The sequence below is a fragment of the Marisediminitalea sp. genome, from assembly GCF_984433645.1.
In genome coordinates this window covers 1-21,204 of the sequence record NZ_CFIDRX010000010.1, presented here as the reverse complement: position 1 = coordinate 21,204, position 21,204 = coordinate 1, and the positions used below count along the sequence as shown (strand labels likewise).

Sequence of the window (21,204 nt, the reverse complement as noted above, 5' to 3'; positions counted from 1 at the left end):
CGGGCTCTTGCCCGGCTTCGTTGTTTGTTCATTACTTGCCTGGACACGATATGGCTACCTTACAATTACTCAATAATATTACGCATAAAGACCTTCGCGTGCAGACGCATTACAGCGCTGACTTTGGTGACAACATCAGCAGCGTCCTGGTATTTCCAACCGAATTCGATGCACTTCACAAAGAATACCCCGTGTTGTTTCGCCGTCATGCTGAACACGGCCTGCAGGCAGTGGCTTTGCTGGGCCTCGTGAGCGGTGAGAACCTGTTTTTAAAAGAACACTATCCTCAGCCACCCATGGCCGGAAGCTGGATGGCACGCTATGTACCAGGCCTGTTGGCCAAAGGCCCGTTCATGATTGGCTATCAACAACAACATGGCGGTAACGAAGCCGTCATTCACGTTGATATGGATCACCCAAGGCTCACGCAAGCCACAGACAACACCGGCAGCAAAGCTGTCTTCCTTGAAAAAGGCGGGGAGAGCGATTACCTGCAGCAAGTGGCTGCAACGCTAAACCGTCTGCACCTAGGTCAGGATGAAGCCAGCGCGTTTTACGCGGAACTGGACAGGCTATCCCTGCTTACGCCGATTAATCTGGCCATTACGTTAAACAATGGCGACAAGCTGGAAATTCAAGGACACGAGACTATCTGCAAAGAGACCTTTGCCAATTTACCTGCTGACACGCTAGCAGCACTGCATCAAAAAGGCTGGCTGGCTCACGTATACGCTATTCAATCCTCTTTGCACAATATGTCGTGGCTAATTGATATGAAAAATGCTCTGGAGCACAGTCGCACATGAACAGCACACAGCCCGCAACCAAACCCCATGTCGTCATTGCCGGAGGCGGCACCGCCGGTTGGATGACGGCAGCTGCGCTAGCCAGAAAGCTCGGTCCGTTGGTACGCATTACACTCGTTGAATCGTCGGACATACCGACGATTGGCGTGGGCGAAGCGACCATTCCACCACTGCGGGTATTTCACCAATTGCTAGGAATAAACGAAGCGGAGTTTATGCGCGCCACATCCGCCACGTTTAAACTGGGCATTGAGTTTGCGGAGTTTGGTCAGTTAAACCAACGCTATATTCACTCCTTCGGGCAAACAGGCCAATCGAGCTGGCTGGCTGAATTTATTCACTTTTGGCGTGAAGGGCTGGACCGCGGTATCGCCACTGATTACGGCAGTTACTGTCTGGAACTGGAAGCGGCCAAAGCCAATAAATTTTATACCTCTGCGCAAAATGCACCGCTGAATTATGCCTATCACCTGGACGCCGGCGCGTACGCCACATTTCTGAAGCACATATCTGTGCAAGCTGGCGTGAACCATGTAGTAGACACGATTGAGCAGGTAACGCTAAACGACGCCGGTCATATTGACGCGCTGCAGCTCAGGCAGAGCGGCAGTCTACACGGTGATTTATTTGTCGACTGTACCGGTTTTGGTGCCCGTCTCTTGGGCGAATCCCTCGACGTGGGTTATGAAGACTGGTCGCACTGGCTGTTCTGCGATCGCGCGCTGGCAGTGCAAACCGAACTGACCCCACCGCTAAAACCTTACACCATAGCCAGTGCCCACAGTGCCGGCTGGCGCTGGGAAATTCCGCTACAGCATCGCATGGGCAATGGCTTTGTGTATAGCAGCCAGTACCTCGACGAAACAACTGCCCACGATACGTTTACCGCGTTGTTACGCAATACACCGTTACAGGATGTTCGCTCATTGCAATTTACCACCGGCAGACGGTTAAAAGCCTGGCATAAAAACTGTGTGGCTATTGGCTTGTCCAGCGGCTTTGTAGAGCCCATGGAATCCACCAGCATTCACCTAATCGTGATGGGTATTACCCGGCTCATGCAGTTATTCCCGTATTCCGGTGACTACCAGCATTTGCAGGACGAATACAACGCACAGACGCAAATCGAACTCGAGCGCATTCGCGATTTCATTGTGCTGCACTACCATGTTACACAACGCGAAGACTCCGCTTTTTGGCGGGCCTGTAAAGACATGGTCATCCCCGACTCACTGTCTGAGCGCATAGAGCTGTTCAAAGAACACGGTCATGCGTTTCAGAAAGCCAACGAACTGTTTCGGGTCGACTCTTGGTCGCAGGTCATGTTAGGTCAGGGACTCCTGCCCAAAAACTGGCACCCTGCAGCCAAAATGATGAGTGACGAACAGTTAGCCGGGGCACTGAAAAAAGGCCAGATGGAAATCAGTCAGCGCGTGGCGCAGCTTCCCGATCACGAAGCGTTCGTCGCGCAGTATTGTGGGCAAAACCGGTAAACTTATATTAAGACTTTATCTAAGATTGTTCGGCCCACTTGAACCAGATGAGCACCAGTCTGCGCTATTAGCTGGCGATTTTCATCTGAACGATAAGTAAAGTACGAGTACATCAATGCAGGAGGCAATAACGATGAAATATGGTTTAGTTTTAATCTTAATACTTAGCGCTTTTTCTTTAGGGTATTGGACTGGCACAAATCAAGCGGCGTCCGACATCGACAGCAATACTAAACAGGACAAACCTAATGCGTTAATTCAACAAGATGTTGAAGCACCGTCCGTATCGCCCCAAACACGGAACAATGAGCATTATGACGCTGACGGTTTGCAACCCGTAAAACCATTGTCAAATAACGGCTCTGACATGTTCGCCAAAAGCGAATACTCAAATCCTGATTCCACACCGACTACTCGCATCGATTCACCACAGGAAGCCACCACAAAGCCCACTCCTATCACTACCGACTCATTGGCCCGGCGTGAGTTAAAAGAGTGGCAAGAAAAATACTCAGAAGATTTAAAAGCCCGCATGCAAGACGTTCTGGGGGAAGCCAGTGATTTTATGTTTGACAAAGTATCATCTGAGAGCCCACTCCTGACTAAACCAACGGCTGAAACACCCCTAGAAACAGATATCGCTTGGCGATATCAGGCCGAGCAAATAGTAACTGATTTCATAAATACCAACATCAACGACCCTGCAACTGAAATATTGCAGGTCATGTGTATTCAGAAAATGTGCGAAGCGACGCTAACAGGCCCGGCACAACAATCTGCGATTGAGCTACATATTGAGTTCATGAAACAAAAGCCGTTTGACTTAAACAATTCCTCTCCCATTTTCTTCGTGAAAGAAGATGATAGCTATTGGCTCTATTTGATATTGACGTTTAATTAGCACCAAATGGCGTGGCAAGCACAAAAAACACCACGGCAACTAACGCGGTGCCCGAGGTAATTAACCCGCTTCTTTTAGAGCGCAGCCAGCCAGATAAACCAATACATGCAAGCAGCGACAAAAATCCAAGGCTGTACCCCAGCAACATCCCTGACCAGAGTATTTTAATAATGAATGGCTCAACGGCGATGGGAAGTTCGGGATGTAGCAAGATAATCAACCGCCAGGATGCAATAACGGCCACCAGCAAGCTACAGGCGGCCAGCGCCGACGCGGCAATCATCCAGCTAACGGATTTCTTCGACGAGACAAATACCACGATTGTAATAAGGATGGTGGCAGAGATACCGCCTAAAAACGCACTGACAAAAGACAATTGCTCTGCAACGGCAACGATATACTTGGGGTTTAACTCAGACATTGGTTGATTCGGCTTCCTTGCTAAGCGTTAGCAACAGAGTAGCAAATCAACAGGACGTAAACAAAATTGCGCTTATGCCCCAATTGACTGCTACTCGCTTGCTGTCTAGTCAATATGCCGGGTTATCGCCTCATAGGCCGCCTTAGGGCGACCATTGCGGTCGAACAACAGAGGATGATCGGTACGTCCGCGTATTGGCCAATTGTTGCGCCAGGAATCGGCATCCGTTGTGCCCCAAAAAGTTACTCTGTCTACGCTGTCGGCGTACTTGAGAAACAAAGCAAATAACTGTTGATACAATTCGGCAAGCTGATGTTGCTGTGTGGCGGGCAACCCCTCTACATACGGATCATAAACCGGATGCGCAGCGAAGCTCTGGGTAATATCGGCCCCACTGAAAGCGTCATCTGGCAGCGGCAATACCGAGATATCCAATTCAGTAATCGCAATGCGTACACCCGCATTACGCAGTGTTTTCATACTTTGTTCAATGTCAGACAAAGACGGGTAAAACAACGAATAATGCGCTTGCATACCCACCGCATCCACCTTAATCCCTGCGTCACCCAACTGCTTTACCAATTTCACCGCGCCTGCCACTTTAGCGGGCTTATACATGTTGAAATCGTTGTAATACAGCTGGGCTTCAGGATCTGCTTCCTTAGCAAAGCGAAAGGCATGGACATAGAAATCATCGCCAAGAATACGTCGCCACGGCGTATCGCGCAGGCTGCCATCTTCATTCAACGCTTCGTTGACGACGTCCCACCCGTACACCTTGCCTTTGTAGCGCCCTACCAGCGTATGAATATGTTCACGCAATCGCGCCAGCAACACCTCGCGACTCACAGGGTTGCCTTGCTCATCTTCAAACACCCAACCGGGTGTTTGTTGATGCCATAACAAGGTATGTCCGATAACCCGGGCATCACACTGTTGCGCCAGCGCAATGAGTTGGTCAGCCATCGCAAAGTTAAACTGTCCGGGGGCAGGCTGAATATGCTGCCACTTCATGGCATTTTCTGCCGTAAGCGCATTAAACTCCGAGCACGGCAGCGAGTTCTTTGCAGGCAGGTTTCCTGTCAGGTCACTGGATTTAATGGCCGTCCCCACCAGAAAGCTGTCTTCATAAACAGAGGCGATACCTTCAGGCGCCCCACTGGCGGAACCTGAAAGCACAACCAATAACGCAGATATCGCAAAAGGGGTTATTTTTGTAGCCATCCGCTATTTCACCACCACGACGGTTTCAGTGATCTTATCCCCTTTAGCGAACCCCGGCTGGCCGTCACCGACGAAGACCTCAAGACGCCCCTGGTAGGGGACTTTCTTACCGTCATTGTCGATATACACAAGCTCGTCAGCAGGTACGCTCAGTTTTACTGTTACTTCTTGCCCCGATTTTAGCGCACTACGGGTAAAGCCTTTCAGGCTCACATTCGGCGTGCGTACCGGCGCATCAGGCATACGGACGTACAACTGCGTTACTTGCTCTGCATCGTAATTGCCCGCGTTTTTCAGTGTTACCGACAGTGACAGGTCATCACCCGCCGTCAGCGATGATGGTGCCTGCAGGGCGCTGTACTGCATATCGGTATAGCTCAGGCCATAGCCAAATGGGTACAGCACCTCCCCTTCGAAATACCGGTAGGTACGATTCGTCATGTCATAATCATCAAACTTCGCAAAGCCCTCTAAATTGCGATAAAAGGTAACGGGCAGGCGACCTGACGGACTTACCTCACCCCACAATACCCGGGCCAATGCAGTACCGGTAGCTTCTCCCGGATAAAACGCCTGAACAATCGCATCGACATTGTCCTGTTCCCAATTCAACGCCATGGCACTACCACTGAAGTTCACCAATACCACTGGCTTACCCAGCTTATGCATCGCTTTAATCAGTGCCTGTTGCTCAGCTGGCAGCGCGATGCTGGAACGGTCTCCATAGTCAAAACCATCCAGCTTAACGGGCATTTCCTCGCCCTCAATACGCGGAGATATACCCACAGCCATTACAATGACGTCAGCATTCTGAGCGGCTTTTTTAGCGTCTGCCAAGAGGCTCGTACTCTGATTTACCCAACGCAGCTGCCACTCTCTCAACAGATTGTCTGCGGTATTTGATACAGGATCGGTGGCGAAGATGTGCTGAATCTCAAGTGAGTAAGATTGTCCGGCTTCAAGCGCGACCGCCCCTTCAACGGCTTTGCCATTTAACGTAATTGTGCCTTTTCCGTCGAACAGGTAACTGCCACTTTCACGCGGCACCACCTCTGCCTTTACTACCATACCGTAATCTTCAAGCATGTTGCCGCTCACCGGCGAATGCATGTTGCGTATCGTTAGCTCACTCAGCGTTTCTGTCGCCGCGGCGCTACCGGTCATCGTGGCGGGGAAATGCGGGTGGGCAAAGTCGGTCATTTTGCTGCGCTCAACGGCAAAGTAGGACACCTGAGCGCCCGGCTGTAACTGCCCCTGTTCGTCGCGGTGGAATATCACGTCGCTGTCCAGAGTTTGCCAATGACCGTAGATATCGGCAATCAGCGCGCTGCCTGGTGCATAGGTTACGTTTTCCGGTCCTACTGCGTTTTCAATCCCATCAAGTACCGTTACCGGATTGACTGGCAAACCGTTGTAATTGCCAAGCAGTACATCCTGGTTGTCGCCATTGGGGCCAATCACCGCCACCTTAACACCCGGCTTGAGCGGCAGTAAGCCATTGTTTTTAAGCAGTACCAGAGACTTTTCACTGGCTTGTTGTGTCATCGACAGATGTTCCTGTGACCCCACGCTATCCAGAGGAATTGAGGCGTAAGGCACGCTGGTGTCAGGGTCGAACATGCCTAACTTAAAGCGAGTCATAAATAAGCGGGTTACCGCCTGATCAATTAACGACTCATCTATGAAGCCTTTTTGCACTGCAAAGCTCAGATTCGCAAAGCTGCTTAAGGTGCCTACCCCACAGTTGAGATCGGTACCGCTGTTCACCGCCCACGCCGCAGCCGCAGCTGGTGAGCGTGTTGAGGCGTGGGCTTTGCGATCATAAAAATCAGCAATCGCGCCACAATCGGACATAACGTGGCCATCAAAGCCATACTCTGCGCGCAGTATTTCTTTCAGCAACATGTCAGAACCACAGGCCGGCATGCCGTTAACCCGGTTATACGCGCACATGACAGCTTCCACATCCGCATCAACGACCGCTTTTTCAAAGGCAGGCAGATAGGTTTCGTAAAGGTCTTTGTCTGATACAACGTAGTTGTCTGAGTGACGGGTAATTTCCGGGCCGTTGTGTACCGCAAAGTGCTTGGCAGTGGCGGCAGTTTTCAGGTAAGTGTCATCGTCCCCCTGCAGACCGTTAATAAAGGCAACACCCAATTCGCCGGTTAAATACGGATCTTCCCCGTAGGTTTCCTGACCCCGGCCCCAGCGTGGATCGCGAAAAATATTGATGTTCGGCGACCAGTACGTCAACCCGGCATAGCGATAAGAAATCCCCTGTGCCTTAAACGCGTGATGTTTAGCGCGCCCTTCGTCAGAGATAACCGTTGCGATGTCATTCAGAAACTCACGGTCCCACATAGCTGCCATACCAATCGCCTGGGGAAACACGGTGGCTTCACCGGCGCGCGCGACACCGTGCAGCGCCTCATTCCAATAATCATAAGCGGGGACACCTAAGCGCTCGATAGCCGGTGCATCGTTGTACATTTGCGCTATTTTTTCTTCCAGTGTCATGCTGTCTACTAACGCTTTTACCCTGTCTTCCAGGGGTAACGCTGTATTCAGGTAATCGGCTTGTTGTTGCTGAACCGACTGCTCAGCCTGGTTCGCCGGAGCTTGCGACTGCGAACAGCCTGTTAGCATCAGTGCAACCGGAAAAAGCGTTAATGCGAGGCCTTTTTTTACTGCTGTGGCCACGGGAGTTACAAACGTGTGTTGTTTCATAATTGAATCACCTTGGGAAGTATGAGAGCACGATACCGCAACTTCAGACAGGTACAATTCGCCTACGGCAAAACGTAAATGAGATGTAAAAAAAAGCTATCAGGCAGGCTTTAGTAAAGCGAAGGCGCGCCAACTCGACGCACCTTAATGTATGATAAAACTATAATTTTTAAGTCAAACAGGCAGGGTTACAGTGGGCAACGAATGTGCTTTTCAATGTCTGACTCGTAGTATGCAAAAAGTGTCTCGTGAACTGCCTGGTCGACGACCGGTAGTTGGCTTACCCTGGCGTTTTGTGTCACCTGTGACGCAGAGCTTGCACCGGGAATAATGGTGGTCACGGCTTCGTGATCCAGTATCCAGCGCATAGCAAATTGCGCCATGGTCATGCCCTCAGGCACTGACTGCTTCAGGGTGTCCACTATTTCGAGGCCTTTGTCGAAGGCGATACCACTGAACGTTTCTCCCACACTGAAGGCTTCACCGTCTTTGTTGTAATTGCGGTGATCAGTCTCGGCAAACGCAGTGTCCTTGCTGAATTTGCCACTTAGCATGCCGCTGGCCAGAGGCAATCGCACAATGATCCCAACCTGCTGCGCCAGTGCTTTGTCGAATAGCGCTTCAATTGGGCGCTGTCGTAACAGGTTAAAGATAATCTGCAGTGACTGCAGGTCGCTGTGCTCGAGGCATATCTCTGCTTCTTTGTGGGTCTCCACACTGGCGCCAAAGGCTTTGATAAGCCCTTCCTGCTGCACTTCGCGGAGCCAGTCAAAGATATGCTGCTCAGCCAACACGCGTTCTGGCACACAGTGCAGTTGCAATAAGTCGAGACTATCGCGCTGCAAGCGATCCTGCGCTCGACGAACACTGTCGCGTAAGTCGGTGAGGCTGTAACCATCCGGGTAGGTGCCGGCCGCGCGGCCATATTTAGTGGCAATGACAGCCTCAGGCATGAGTTGATTTACCAGTTTACCCAGGTACTGCTCACTGATCCCGTCACCATACACATCGGCGGTATCAAAGAAGTTAATACCCTCCTTTACCGCTTGCTCAATCACCGCTTCTGCAGTGGCAGCCGATACCGGGCCAAAATCGCCCCCTAGTTGCCAACAGCCTAATCCTACCTCGCTGACGGCCATGCCCGTGCGGCCCAATTGTCGTGTCGTTACCAATGTGTCACCCATTGCTATCTCCGTTCGTTGTTGCCAATAACGCCTGTGCTGTATGCACTGCGTTTTCCGGCGTGAAACCAAAGTGCGTTAACAATACGCCACCCGGTGCGGATTCACCGAATCGGTCCATCCCAATTATTGCGCCCTCTGTCCCAACATACTTATACCAGAAGTCTTTATGCGCAGCCTCGATGGCCAGTTTAGGTACAGCTACAGGCAATACCGACGCGCGATAATCAGCGCTTTGTGCGTCAAAGCGCTCGGTACTGGGCATGGACACAACCCGAACGGCGACGCCTTGTTCTGCCAGGCGTTGTGCGCTTGTGACCGCCAGACCTACTTCAGAACCTGTCGCCACGATAATCAGTTGAGGTGCTGACTCCGGCTCGACCAGCACATAACCCCCTTTAGCAATATTCGCTACCTGAGCGACAGAGCGAGCTTGCGCCTGTGTCGTCTGACGCGAGAAAACTAATGCGGTCGGGCCCTGTTGACGCAATATTGCCTGACGCCAGGCCTCTGCGGTTTCCGCTGCATCGCAGGGGCGCCAGGTCTCAAGCTGAGGGGTCATCCGCAGGTTTGCTAACTGCTCGATAGGCTGATGAGTTGGGCCGTCTTCGCCCTGCCCGATGGAGTCGTGGGTATACACAAATATACTGGGCACCTTCATGAGTGCGGCCATACGCACGGCGTTGCGGGCATATTCCATGAACATAAGAAAGGTACCGCCGTAGGGGATAAAACCACCATGCAGTGCAATGCCGTTCATGATCGCGCTCATACCAAATTCGCGTACGCCATAGAACACATAATTACCCGCAGGATCTTCCTGAATCCCTTTTGCGTCTGGCCAGAGCGTCAGGTTTGAACCCGCCAAATCTGCCGAGCCCCCCATGAGCTCAGGCAATAACGCCGCATAATGTCCAATAGCATTCTGCGACGCTTTGCGCGTTGCCATATCAGCGCCTTCTTGTTGGCAAGCACTTACATACTCAGCGGATAATGCGTCGAATTCTGAGGGCAAAGTGCGCTCAATGACACGGCGACGGTACGCACTGGCAAGCGCCGGGTAAGCCTTTGCATATTGTTCGAATAACGACTGCCAGTCCGACTCACGCTGCTGCCCTTTTGGTTTGGCATCCCATTGCTGGTAAACGCTGTCTGGTACTTCAAATGGGGCATGTGGCCAGTTGAGCTGGTTACGCACTAAGGCAATTTCGTCATCTCCCAGTGGTGCACCATGGCAGTCATGACTACCCGATTTATTCGGTGAGCCAAACCCAATGGTTGTTTTACAGCAAATCAGCGTCGGCCGGTCGCCTTCCGCCTGGGCTGAGCGTATTGCACTGGCGATGGCTTCCGGGTCGTGTCCATCCACGCCGGCAATGACCTGCCAGCCGTACGCTTCAAAACGTTTAACAGTATCGTCACTGAACCAGCCTTCAACATGACCGTCAATAGAAATACCGTTGTCGTCCCAAAACGCGATCAGCTTACCGAGTTTCAGGGTCCCCGCCAGTGAACAGACTTCGTGAGAAATCCCCTCCATTAAGCAGCCATCGCCCAGAAAACAATAGGTAAAATGATCAACAACGCTAAAGTCCGGGCGATTAAATTGGGCCGCCAGGGTTTTCTCGGCAATTGCCATCCCAACCGCGTTGGCAATTCCCGCTCCAAGCGGCCCGGTGGTGGTTTCTACGCCAGGCGTATAGCCGTATTCCGGATGTCCGGGTGTCTTTGAATGAAGTTGACGGAACTGCTTGATGTCTTCAATACCGACATCATAACCGCTCAAATGCAGCAGTGCATATTGCAGCATTGAACCGTGACCATTCGACAAAACAAAGCGGTCCCGGTTTACCCAGTCAGGATTAGCAGGATTGTGCTGATAAAACTGTTGCCACAGCACAGTGGCAATATCAGCCATGCCCATGGGCGCGCCAGGGTGTCCTGATTTAGCACGTTGAACGGCATCAACCGTTAACATTCGAATGGCATTGGCTGCCGATGAGTGTGTGTCAGACATAATGAATTCCGATTTTATAAACTAGTCATTAACCCATGAGGGTAAACAGCCGGTTTAGGCGCAGCAATCACCTTGCAGAATTAAGTAATACCCATGTTGAAAATCATCACTGTGTAAAAGTGGTCACTTTTTGCCGAAATTCGCAACAAGTCGCGACTTTAGGTGTCGGCATTCGCATTGGTTTACGCTACACTGTGCGCACTTTTACAACTGGTAAGATGACTGCTGTGAAATCCCTTTTACATACTATAAATGGTGCACTGTCGGCACTGCTTTACGGCCTGAACACCTTTTTCTGGGTGCCTTTTGTGTTGATTCTGGCTTTGTTTAAATTGATCCCGATTCCGCTGACACAACGCGGATTAACCTATGTTCTGGATGCCTGTGCAGTGGGTTGGATCAGCGTGAACAATTTTAACCAGCGCATATTCAGCCGCACGAGCCTGCAGGTAGAGGAAAACGGTCAGCTGTCTCGCAACGATTGGTTTTTAGTGATCGCCAATCATCAGTCGTGGGTCGACATTCTGGTGTTACAGCGCATTTTTAATCACAAGATTCCGTTTCTTAAGTTTTTCCTGAAAAAAGAACTGATTTGGGTGCCGGTGCTTGGATTAGCCTGGTGGGCGCTGGACTTCCCTTTTATGCGCCGCTACAGCAAGTCGTTTCTGGCCAAACACCCACACCTGAAAGGCAAGGACATGGAAACCACGCAAAAAGCGTGTGAGAAATTCAAATCCAAGCCCGTCAGTGTAATGAACTTTGTAGAAGGCACGCGCTTCACGCCGGAAAAGCACAGCCGCCAACAATCGCCCTTCAAGCATCTCCTGAAGCCCAAAGCGGGCGGGATTGCATTTGTACTGAACGCCATGGGCGGCCAATTGCACAAATTAATTGACGTCACCATACACTATCCGCAGGGTATCCCTACCTTTTGGGACTTTGTGAGTGGTAAAGTACACGACATTCGCGTACAGGTAGACGTGACCCCGATAAAAAACCTGTTTCCGGCCAATATCAATATTAGTGAATACTTTGACAGTGCCGAGCAACGTGCCCGTTTTCAGCAATGGCTGAACGAGCAATGGCAGGCCAAAGACAACCTATTAGACAATTGGAAAGCAGTATAAAGCCATGATCAGACGGTTATTCGCTCCGCTCATTTTTTGCGTACATTTGCCGCTTCAGGTAGCCAATCTGGCGTTCTGGGGCGCACTTATCATTCTGCTTGGCCTGGTGCGATTCTTATTACCTATTCCGGTTCTACAGCGTGCATTAGCACCTGTTATGAACGGGTTTATGCTGTGCTTTGGGTCGTGCAGTGTCTTGCTTATCCGGTTGTTTAACCCGGTAACAATAACCCGCAATATTCACGGGCCGCTCAACAAGCAAAGCTGGTACCTGATAGTGGCCAACCACCTGAGCTATCTCGATATTATTCTGCTTATCGAATTTGCTACGTTTCGCATACCCGCCCCCAAGTTTTTCCTGAAACAGGAACTGATTTGGATGCCGTTTGTTGGGCTCGGGGCCTGGGCGTTAGAAATGCCGTTCATGAAGCGTTATTCTCAGGCGTACCTGAAGAAGCACCCGGAAAAGCGCGGTGCCGATATCGAAACCACTAAGCGCTCTTGTCAGAAGTTCCGCCATCAACCCACTACGGTAATCAACTTTGTGGAAGGCACGCGGTTTACCGCGCAAAAACACGCCGCTAAGAAGAGTCCGTTCCACCACTTGCTGCCTCCTAAGGCGGGTGGCATTGCCTTTACCCTGGCGACCATGGGAGAATTATTTACACATATTCTGGATGTGTCTCTGTTGTACCCGGACAACGCCAAACACCCCATGTTGTCAATGATTTCAGGGCAAATGACCCGCATCATTATTGACGTCAACGTGATTGAGGTGCCGCAAGAGGCGAAAGGCGATTACTACAACGACGACACCTTCAGAACCGGTTTCCAGCAATGGGTTAACAGTGTTTGGCAACGTAAGGATCAAACGATTGCCAGGTTATTATCAGGAGAATAAGCGTCTATGCTGACTGCCGCCAGGTTTCGCGAACAATTTGTATCGGTATTGCAGGACATCGATGCCGATATTGTCCTAAACAGCCCGCTCTACAACACGCTGGCACTGGCATTTATTGCGATAGTTGCACTGACCTTTCACTTAGGCGGCAGATTGTTTCTGCACTCCGTCCTGATGCGCTGGATTAACAGATCGCCGACTGATTGGGACAATGCGCTACGTGAGCATGGGTTCTTTAACCGCTTGATTCACCTGGTGCCCGCGTTAGTCGTATTCCTGTTAACGCCCATCCTGCTCACCGACGACAGCTTATTATACGCCGTGGTGGTAAAAGCCGCCCTGCTGTATCTGATGCTGGTCGCGCTGGTCTCTACCAGCGCTTTGCTCAATACGGTTGAAGACTGGTACAACACCACAGAATTTGCCAAACAGGCCACCATAACCGGCTTTATTCAGGTTATTAAACTGATCCTGGCTATCTTGTTTATCCTGTTCAGTGTGTCACTGATTGTAGACCGAAGCCCGCTGCTGTTGTTGTCGGGTTTAACCGCCATTGCGGCAGTACTTTTACTGATTTTCCGTGACACTATACTGGGCTTTGTGGCTGGTATTCAGATAACCGCTAACCGCTTATTCAAAAACGGTGACTGGATTCAGGTTGATAAATTTAACGTCGACGGGGAAATCATTGAATTAGGCCTGACCAACGTAAAAGTGCGCAACTGGGACAACACCATATCCACATTGCCTACGTACACGCTGACCAACGAAGCCATTAAAAACTGGCGGGGCATGCAGGAGTCAGGCGGACGCCGAATCAAGCGCGCGATTTACATCGATATGCATTCGGTAAAACTGTACGACAACGAGAGCCTGAAGAAGGTCGCAAAGATTCGTTTTATTGCTGCGTATATCGACAGCAAAATTAAAGAGCTGCAGCAATACCATCAGGACAACTCAATTGACGAAAATGACTTACTCAACCGCCGTGCGCTAACCAACATTGGTACGTTTCGGGCTTATCTGGAAGCTTATCTGGCCAAGCACCCGAAGATTAACCACGACATGACACTGATGGTACGTCAGCTTCCCCCCAATGAACTGGGACTGCCACTGGAAATCTACTGTTTTTGCAGCGACAAGGCCTGGGTAAATTATGAAAAAGTGCAGGCTGACATTTTCGACCATATCATGGCCATGCTGCCGCTGTTTGAACTCAGGGCGTATCAGCGTGATTCGCATTTAGAGGCATTAACTGCGAGAAAGGAATAGGGATTCATACTGGTAACGTCCCTATTGGTCAGGAGCGGTCATTAGCGATCGTAACAAAAGGGTGTTATTTACTGTAACGTATATCCCTGCGTGAGCCTTTTCCCTCTTTATCCTGTGTAAGGAGATAGTATTGGGAAACTCCTGCCTCAACTGAATGAAAATCAGAAATACAGCTTGGTTCGAAGATTTTAAGACTAAGCAATTTAAGCACGTGTGCTTTTTCTCCTCTAGCTCTTTACTATCAATTTTGATGCAAACTTTCAGGTAATCCGAAATGTAACCGATGTTGAATAAAGCGATCAAAATCCTTTTGTGATTTGCATTTAACAGATCCCCCTTCTATAAGCGGTTTTTTGTCATCTTGAATGGGAAAATGCCTATCCGAGAGCAGCATGGTTTTGTTACTGCTCAGCAGCGCAGATAGCTTTCCTTTTAACCCATTGCAATCAACTTCAATGATTATGTCGTCCAATAGCTTTTCATCGGACGTTGACTGATTAGATTCGAGAGGTCTGGAAAGTAGAGGGTTTTGTTTGCGGTTCAAATAATTTTGGACCTCAGTATTAGCCTGGGCTTCTAAGTCTATTATTTGTTCTTGAGCTAAATGACGACGTGTAAGGCGCATAATGTCGAGTGATGATTCATCAGCTAATTGATCTCGTTCATTCCTCAAAGAAGGCTTTGGGGAAGGAACTGGTAGTATGGAATCCGCAAACTCGTTTGTCTCCTGTCCGCTTTGAAAAGACTGCTGGCTGCTATCATTTTTTTCAATTTCTTCAGTTTTATGACGGTGCCCTGGCTCTAACCTATCCACTGTACTATTCATAATGGGAGTCGCAGGCTGAGATTTCAAAGGGGAGATGAGCATGGCTTCAATTACTAGCACAGGTTCATTAACTTTATGAGGTGTCATGAAGTTAGAGCCGAAGATAAATACTGCAATCACAGCACTATGGCAAAATACAGATAACATCGCAAAGCGTAATCCACCCGCACTATATACCTTTGACTTTGCCGGTTTTAAACGCTCTTCCTTTTGCTCAATTAATCCAGATTGAATGTAATGTTCAATCAATGGCAACATTCCGTGTTAGTCCTTTCATTAATTGAACGAAGCTAGAATAGAAAGTTCAATATAATTACTTAGAGGTCATGAACGACCAACTGCTCCTCAGGATTTTGAAACATTTTTATAAAAAGCTGCCATCTCTTTCCTCAGAGACTCTTCATCTATACTTTTTTCTTAAGAAACTTGAGCAAGTTAAGCTTTGGATTCGGTATCTGGATAGTCATAAACCACTAAAACGAAATACGTTCTACCCAGTTAAAATACTGAAGTGACCAAATTCACTATGCCACTACACTTGTTACCCCATTTTGCAGTGAATTCATGCTCACCTCCGATTATCGCTTTTCTCTGTTATGTATAATACGCCCTAAATTTCGCATAAAGTCCTAATATGGTTACTCCAATAGGTTAAAAGGCACTTAATGTAACCAGAAAAGGACTTTATAGTGAAAGGAATGACGGTTAAAGCATTAGCAGAAGAGAGCAGCTCGACATCATGATTGCTATATTAATGGCATTAGATCTCATGCAGCAGATTGATCTATTTCTCCATTACAGTTGGCCAAACTGCAAGGAAAGAAGAGGCAGAGAGCCTCAGGACAGCGCCGTAACAAAGATGGAAAACACAAGAATGGTAATGGAAGTCATTACAGTAACATACCGAGACGGTGTTGTTGGTGCGGTGAGTTTTGACACTGAAAAGGGACTTGGGTCATTTAAATATGATCCAGGCTTCATAAAAAAAGCGCGATACTTGAAATATCGCGCTTTTTTGTTTGGTTTGCGTGGCTATACGATGAGGTAACCCAGCACCAAACACACTACCAGGCCAGATACACCCAGGTAGCCCATTTCGATTCTCTCGTGCAACGCTTCACTGCCTTCTTTGCTGCTCATGAAGCCCATTACGATGCTGCTTAAACCCAAAGTAAAAGCTACTAACGCAACACCAAATAAAATTGCATCAATCCATTCACTCATAATCTTATGTACCTTAACCAAAATCTGCGCGTATTATGCACTAACCAAAGAAAAATGAACATGCAGAATCTCAATAATCCACTGAATATTGATTATGGTCAAAAACACCAACTATTAGTCAATACAGCATAATCCTAGTGAGCGACACGTAACAGGAACACATCGACAACTCCCAACCCACTGATAAATATAACATTTAAAAGTTGGCCCAAGTGCTGCAACAGCGGTAACAAATGTATTACGGCTGTTGACTAAAACAGCTCAGCTATTCATTGCACGAAGAGGATCCAAATGAAAACACTCGCACTTTCTACTCTGTTTGCCGCAAGCCTGTGTGCACTGCCTGCCGTTGCCCACGTTGAAGTGGATAACCAATGTAATACCCAGCTACACGGTTCCATTAGTTACCAGCATGGCGATCTGACGGTTACTACGCAGGATGGCGATACCGTGCTCATTACTCCCGCGCATGAATTATTTATCGATGGCGACAAAGTCGACCTGTCTGACGAAGAACAACGCTGGGTAAGTGACTACTACACCAACATTGAAACCGCTATCCCAATGACCGTGCAAATTGCTACCGAAGGCCTGCACGTTGCCAGCTATGCGGTTACCGAAGTATTTTCAGAAATGCTGGGGACCGATAATGAAATGGTTCAGGAGTTTGATGTCTTCTTTACCGATCTGAAAGCTGAACTGGATACCCGGTTTTACGCTGCTGATGGCAGCTACCAGTTTCATTCTGAAGGTCTGAACGGCAATAACTGGATAGACGATGCCTGGGAAGAAGAGTTTGAGTCTCGTGTTGAAAGCCTGGTCGAAAAATCCATGGGTCACATGTTAATGGCCATTGGCCGCCAAATGTTGTTCGAAGATGGTGATATGGAAGATTTCGCTACGCGTATGGACAACTTCGGCGCGACCATTGAACAGCGCGTCGGTGATAAGGCTGAAGCCCTTGAGCACAAGGCCGACGAGCTTTGTTCAGTGCTGGCTAAAGCGGACTATGCTGAAACCCGTATGCAGAAACATATTTCTGGTCTGGGCGGTTTAGACTTGCTGGAAATCAACAGCGACTACAGCATGCAAAAGTAATCGCCCCCTTGTAAACCCGAATGCATGATAGACTCGTAAACACAGAATTCTCTTCTTTTTACGAGCGCTATCATGCAAAACAAGCTCTTACTGTGCGGTTGTGGCTGGCTTGGCGGTTATGCCGCTGAACACTTCAAATCAGACTTTGCCATAACCGGCACCACGCGCAGCGACTCCAAAGCTCAGCAACTGGCCAGTCAGGGGATCCAACCCTTATTGTTTGGCCTGGGACAACCACTGGATGCACTCATTGAAGCGGCTAACAACAGTGTGGTTATCCTTAATATTCCACCGGGCAGACGCAACCCGGATCTCAGCGATTTCACCCACTCCATGTATGAATTGATCACCGAGTTATTTACCCGGGCCACGCCAGCATTAGTGGTGTTCATCAGTACCACATCGGTATATGGCGACAGCGAAGGGGTGATTACCGAATCTTCCCCGGTAGCCCCCGTCACAGCCTCAGGAAAAGCCCATGTGGGCATAGAACAGCATTTGCTGGATACCGCGCCACACAACAGCTACGTATTGCGTCTGGCGGGATTAGTTGGCCCTGACAGGCATCCGGTAAATACATTAGCAGGACGAACGCTGAGTGGCGCAGATCAGGTCGTTAATCTGGTTCACATTGAAGATGTGTTGCGCACAATTGAAGCGTTGATTAAGCAACAACCGAATAAACGCATTTTGCACTTATGCAGCCAAGACCATCCCAAACGAGGCCTGTATTACCCTGAAATGGCAAAACGCAGGGAGTTAGCGCCTATTCATTTTTCAGAACAGCCGAATGAGCATAACGATGGTGAGGGAAAGCACATAGATGCCAGCGAAACACTGGCTGAACTATCGCTTCGTTTGAGTTACCCCAGTCCCTGGGATATGTAGAGACTGACAAGGGCAAGGACTGCCCCTGCCCTCTTCATTCTATATCCAGCTTCAGCCGAATAGGGTGATGCCGAAGTACTTCACCGCGACGGTGTTAATGAAAATCAATGCCAGAATAAGCGGGATAAAAGTACCTACTGAAATATCCACATAGCGTTCAAACCAGCTGCCCTTGTAGTTGGGTGAGCCTGTTTCCAGCGCTTTATGCAGGTTGTGGCGCTTCCAACGGTAGCTAACAAACAAACAAATCAGCAGTCCGTTCAGAGGCAGAATCGTGTCATAAAACACATCGTACACGATATCGAAGAACGACTTAGGCGCGCCCGCATAGCTGGTGAATTCAGTAAAGAAAGTCACAAAACCAAACGAGAGTGCACAGAACACTGAAAAGACCACCAGCAAAATACCCAGAATAACCAGAGCACGTGGGCGGCTGTAATCTTTCTCGTCCATTAACGCGGCAACCGGTACTTCAAAAATAGACACCAGAGACGTAATGGCCGCAAAGAACACCAACAGGAAGAATATACTAGCCACCAGCGACGCACCAAAGAAACCAATACTGGTTTGCAGTGCCAGGAAAATCTTCGGCAGGAAAGTAAATATCATGCCAATAGAAGACTCACTTAATTCTGCAGGATTCGTGTTCGGGTTGAATGAGAAGATTGCAGGCAGAATCATCAAACCCGCTGTAAACGCCACAGCCGTGTCGGTTAACGCCACCAGCTTAGCTGACTGCGGTACATCGGCATTTTTATCGATGTAACTGCCATAGGTGATCATGATGCCCATACCCAGACTCAACGAGAAGAATGCCTGAGACAATGCACCGTTAATTACCGAGGCGTTAATTTTACTGAAGTCCGGTACCAGATAGAAACTTACACCGGCCATGGCATTGTCCTGAGTCAGAACAAAAATCACCAGCAGCACCAGCATCACAAAGAGTGCGGGCATCAGCAGCTTCGCGGCTTTTTCGATACCTTGCTTTACCCCGCCCTGCAGGATCAGGTACACGATACCCAATACAACCGCCATGTAGATAAATAATGTGGGGGAGTTTATAAAGGTGCCGAAGGTGTCTGGATTGGCCAGTAGTTCAAGGTTTCCGGTCACAGCTTCAAACAGATACCCAAAAATCCACACCGTGATCACCAGGTAAAACACCGCGATCATAAACGGGGTAATAATGGACAACCAGCCTGCCAGTTTCCATTGCGGAGCGTTGTCTGTCAGCTTTGCGTAAGCACCCAACGGGTCTTTCTTGGCGTAACGACCGACTGACATTTCCGCCATCATCACGGGCAAACATATTGCGGCCACAAAAATAGCGTACATTAACAAGAAAGCGCCGCCACCATTTTTTGCTGCGCCCACTGGAAACCCAACCAGGTTACCAATACCCACTGCAGACCCTGCTGCAGCCAAAATAAATCCGATGCGCGATCCGAACTGTTCTCTGGCCCCGCTCATACCCATTTCCTCATAGTGATTCTTATTTTTTTTAATATCGGGGAAACCGTGATTGGTAGCTTTTTTCTTGTCGTTAGCTTACCTGGCCCCTGGATCCGAATTCGCCATGGTATCAATACCTTTGCCAAATGTCTTGAATTTAGGCGCGTCAGGCTTGCTGCCCGACGCGATTTTTATTACCAGGGAATGGATTTTCCTGCCCAGTCAATAAAATAAGGGCTTTCAGAGGTGTTTGCCTGCTCGATTACCGCCAGCAATTGGGCTGCAGTGTAAGCTGGCGTGAACAGTTTTTCCGGTCTCACATTGCGCTGAAACGGTTTCGACAACGACGAGTCTACTGTTCCGGGATGGTAGCAAATCAAGCTTGTATGCTTTGCTCTGCGAGCATATTCAACGCTCGCGGTCTTTACAAACATATTTAAAGCGGCCTTGGAGGCACGGTAGCCATACCACCCGCCTAACCGGTTGTCGCTAATGCTGCCCACCCTGGCACTCAGTACACTTACGGTTGAACCACCTTGTGCCAAGTGCCCTACCAGCAATTTAACCCACAGCGAGGGTCCGATAGTGTTCACCTGGAAGTAATGCTGCATGGCCTCGGCAGATACATCCTCCAGGCGTTTTTCCGGCGTAACGTTGTCATCGTGCAGCACGCCGGTAGCAATGACTGCGTGGGTAAAAGCCGTGCCCTTGGCCTTACAGGCAGATAACCAGTTAGTAATTGCGGTTTCATTTACTGTGTCCAACTGCACAGGCACAACTTGTTTTCGCTTGGCTCCTGTGTAGTGACTTCGAGATACGGCATACACCACTGCACTGCTGTATTGTTCGCAAAATGCCTCAACCACAGCCTGACCAATTGCGCCATTTGCGCCAACCACCAATATATTCATCGTTTTTTCAGCTCACATTGTTCGCAGCGCTTTTGTCCGGTTAGCCAATACGACACTTTATAGCGATGCCGGGCAAACCGCGTGTAGCACCAGTCGGCAATAGGCTTCAACAGCGGCCAGCGTGTAGGTGCATACAACCAGCCTTTTCCCACCAGCTTCCAGGCCTGGTAAGTAACATCAAGGCCATCAATCATGCTGCCATCGTCGCGCATGGCGTGAATGCGGTTATTCAGCGCATGCCAGTCAAGCGTTGGATAGCGCGAACTGAAATCTGCTGCAGTAATGTCTTCAAAGGCCAGCTTACTTGCGGTGTTTAACCGCATCAGATGACGCATTTCAAACAGGCAAAGCGGACAGGCGCCGTCATAAAAAACGGTCAATTTGGGCGTGTGTGTCGTATTCATACCACTATTACGGTGGAATTTGTGGGTTGGATGACTTGAAGAAACCACTTTTCGCCTCCACACTGCAAGCATTAGCACTTTTGGAGCAATATTATGTCTAACACGGCGTCAGCCACCCTGGCCGGAGGGTGTTTTTGGTGTATCGAATCCGCATTCAATCAGGTACAAGGTATTGAACTGGCTACGTCTGGTTATGCCGGTGGCGAGGTCGATTCACCCACTTACGAACAGGTTTGTAAGGGTGATACGGGCCACGCAGAAGTGGTCAGGCTTACCTATTATCCCGATCAAATCAGCTACCGCGAGATTCTGGAAATCTTTTTCGCGC

Annotated in this window: 20 protein-coding genes; 10 read left to right on the top strand and 10 right to left on the bottom strand. The window is 49.3% G+C overall.

The annotated features are described in order from the left end of the window. Positions 1–50: 50 nt before the first annotated feature. The 3 genes from AC4MRN_RS02775 to AC4MRN_RS02765 all read left to right on the top strand — a co-directional run bounded on the left by AC4MRN_RS02775 (position 51) and on the right by AC4MRN_RS02765 (position 3,200). A complete protein-coding gene (locus tag AC4MRN_RS02775; RefSeq protein ID WP_491202442.1) occupies positions 51–806 on the top strand; it encodes a SapC family protein in 756 nt (251 codons plus the stop codon). Next, complete coding sequence (locus tag AC4MRN_RS02770) at positions 803–2,299, top strand: tryptophan halogenase family protein (protein WP_491202441.1); 1,497 nt, start codon at positions 803–805, stop codon at positions 2,297–2,299. Before AC4MRN_RS02775 ends, AC4MRN_RS02770 begins: the two co-directional genes overlap by 4 nt. A gap of 133 nt (positions 2,300–2,432) precedes the next feature. Beyond that, positions 2,433–3,200: a hypothetical protein gene (locus AC4MRN_RS02765; protein WP_491202440.1), complete on the top strand. Its 768-nt coding sequence runs from the start codon at positions 2,433–2,435 to the stop codon at positions 3,198–3,200. Here AC4MRN_RS02765 and AC4MRN_RS02760 read toward each other — a convergent pair. From AC4MRN_RS02760 to tkt, 5 genes are all read right to left on the bottom strand, one after another. After that, the gene (locus AC4MRN_RS02760; RefSeq protein WP_073325198.1) at positions 3,193–3,621 is read right to left on the bottom strand and encodes a hypothetical protein; all 429 of its coding nucleotides are present in this window, start codon (positions 3,619–3,621) and stop codon (positions 3,193–3,195) included. The genes AC4MRN_RS02765 and AC4MRN_RS02760 overlap by 8 nt on opposite strands. A gap of 105 nt (positions 3,622–3,726) precedes the next feature. Continuing rightward, entirely contained in the window at positions 3,727–4,845 is a 1,119-nt protein-coding gene (locus AC4MRN_RS02755; protein WP_491202439.1) for an endo-1,4-beta-xylanase, read from the bottom strand. A 3-nt stretch (positions 4,846–4,848) separates the two neighbouring features. Beyond that, a complete protein-coding gene (locus AC4MRN_RS02750) occupies positions 4,849–7,572 on the bottom strand; it encodes a glycoside hydrolase family 3 C-terminal domain-containing protein (RefSeq protein ID WP_491202438.1) in 2,724 nt (907 codons plus the stop codon). Between the two features lie 188 nt (positions 7,573–7,760). Next, positions 7,761–8,756, bottom strand: coding sequence for an aldo/keto reductase (locus tag AC4MRN_RS02745; protein WP_155013618.1), 996 nt, complete (start codon positions 8,754–8,756; stop codon positions 7,761–7,763). Continuing rightward, the gene (gene tkt, locus AC4MRN_RS02740) at positions 8,749–10,770 is read right to left on the bottom strand and encodes a transketolase (protein ID WP_491202437.1); all 2,022 of its coding nucleotides are present in this window, start codon (positions 10,768–10,770) and stop codon (positions 8,749–8,751) included. The genes AC4MRN_RS02745 and tkt overlap by 8 nt, the downstream gene beginning before the upstream one ends. 218 nt (positions 10,771–10,988) lie before the next feature. On the opposite strand from tkt, the gene yihG (AC4MRN_RS02735) reads away from it, so the two are divergent. Genes yihG (AC4MRN_RS02735) through AC4MRN_RS02725 form a run of 3 tightly spaced genes read left to right on the top strand, consistent with a single transcriptional unit; the run spans position 10,989 to position 14,070 of the window. Further along, complete coding sequence (gene yihG / locus AC4MRN_RS02735) at positions 10,989–11,897, top strand: 1-acylglycerol-3-phosphate O-acyltransferase, YihG family (protein ID WP_155013616.1); 909 nt, start codon at positions 10,989–10,991, stop codon at positions 11,895–11,897. Between the two features lie 4 nt (positions 11,898–11,901). Beyond that, positions 11,902–12,798: a 1-acylglycerol-3-phosphate O-acyltransferase, YihG family gene (gene yihG / locus AC4MRN_RS02730; RefSeq protein WP_475072916.1), complete on the top strand. Its 897-nt coding sequence runs from the start codon at positions 11,902–11,904 to the stop codon at positions 12,796–12,798. A gap of 6 nt (positions 12,799–12,804) precedes the next feature. Beyond that, on the top strand, positions 12,805–14,070 hold the full coding sequence (locus AC4MRN_RS02725; protein WP_488802242.1) for a mechanosensitive ion channel family protein: 1,266 nt from the start codon (positions 12,805–12,807) through the stop codon (positions 14,068–14,070). Between the two features lie 241 nt (positions 14,071–14,311). Here the strand turns inward: AC4MRN_RS02725 and AC4MRN_RS02720 are convergent, their stop codons facing one another. Further along, positions 14,312–15,154 (bottom strand): hypothetical protein, encoded by an 843-nt coding sequence (locus AC4MRN_RS02720; protein ID WP_370241586.1) that lies wholly within the window; start codon positions 15,152–15,154, stop codon positions 14,312–14,314. Positions 15,155–15,635: 481 nt separating this feature from the next. Here AC4MRN_RS02720 and AC4MRN_RS02715 point away from each other — a divergent pair, with 481 nt between their 5' ends. Further along, positions 15,636–15,944, top strand: coding sequence for a hypothetical protein (locus AC4MRN_RS02715; protein ID WP_490402744.1), 309 nt, complete (start codon positions 15,636–15,638; stop codon positions 15,942–15,944). Here AC4MRN_RS02715 and AC4MRN_RS02710 read toward each other — a convergent pair. Next, positions 15,929–16,120 carry a hypothetical protein gene (locus AC4MRN_RS02710; RefSeq protein WP_073325191.1) on the bottom strand — a complete coding sequence of 64 codons (192 nt, stop codon included), beginning with the start codon at positions 16,118–16,120 and terminating at the stop codon, positions 15,929–15,931. The two genes, AC4MRN_RS02715 and AC4MRN_RS02710, sit on opposite strands and share 16 nt — an antisense overlap. Before the next feature lie 291 nt (positions 16,121–16,411). On the opposite strand from AC4MRN_RS02710, the gene AC4MRN_RS02705 reads away from it, so the two are divergent. Next, on the top strand, positions 16,412–17,218 hold the full coding sequence (locus AC4MRN_RS02705; protein ID WP_073325190.1) for a DUF2884 family protein: 807 nt from the start codon (positions 16,412–16,414) through the stop codon (positions 17,216–17,218). Positions 17,219–17,290: 72 nt separating this feature from the next. Continuing rightward, entirely contained in the window at positions 17,291–18,106 is an 816-nt protein-coding gene (locus AC4MRN_RS02700; protein ID WP_491202436.1) for a Rossmann-fold NAD(P)-binding domain-containing protein, read from the top strand. A 51-nt stretch (positions 18,107–18,157) separates the two neighbouring features. On the opposite strand, the gene AC4MRN_RS02695 is transcribed toward AC4MRN_RS02700, so the two are convergent. The 3 genes from AC4MRN_RS02695 to AC4MRN_RS02685 form a co-directional block, all read right to left on the bottom strand. Continuing rightward, complete coding sequence (locus AC4MRN_RS02695; RefSeq protein ID WP_491202435.1) at positions 18,158–19,579, bottom strand: sodium-dependent transporter; 1,422 nt, start codon at positions 19,577–19,579, stop codon at positions 18,158–18,160. 176 nt (positions 19,580–19,755) lie between these two features. After that, complete coding sequence (locus AC4MRN_RS02690; RefSeq protein WP_491202434.1) at positions 19,756–20,472, bottom strand: SDR family NAD(P)-dependent oxidoreductase; 717 nt, start codon at positions 20,470–20,472, stop codon at positions 19,756–19,758. Next, positions 20,469–20,876, bottom strand: coding sequence for a thiol-disulfide oxidoreductase DCC family protein (locus AC4MRN_RS02685; RefSeq protein ID WP_491202433.1), 408 nt, complete (start codon positions 20,874–20,876; stop codon positions 20,469–20,471). Before AC4MRN_RS02685 ends, AC4MRN_RS02690 begins: the two co-directional genes overlap by 4 nt. A gap of 93 nt (positions 20,877–20,969) precedes the next feature. Between AC4MRN_RS02685 and AC4MRN_RS02680 the strand changes: the two genes are divergently transcribed. Next, positions 20,970–21,204 (top strand): peptide-methionine (S)-S-oxide reductase (locus AC4MRN_RS02680; RefSeq protein ID WP_491202432.1); only part of this gene is annotated, 235 nt, incomplete at its 3' end.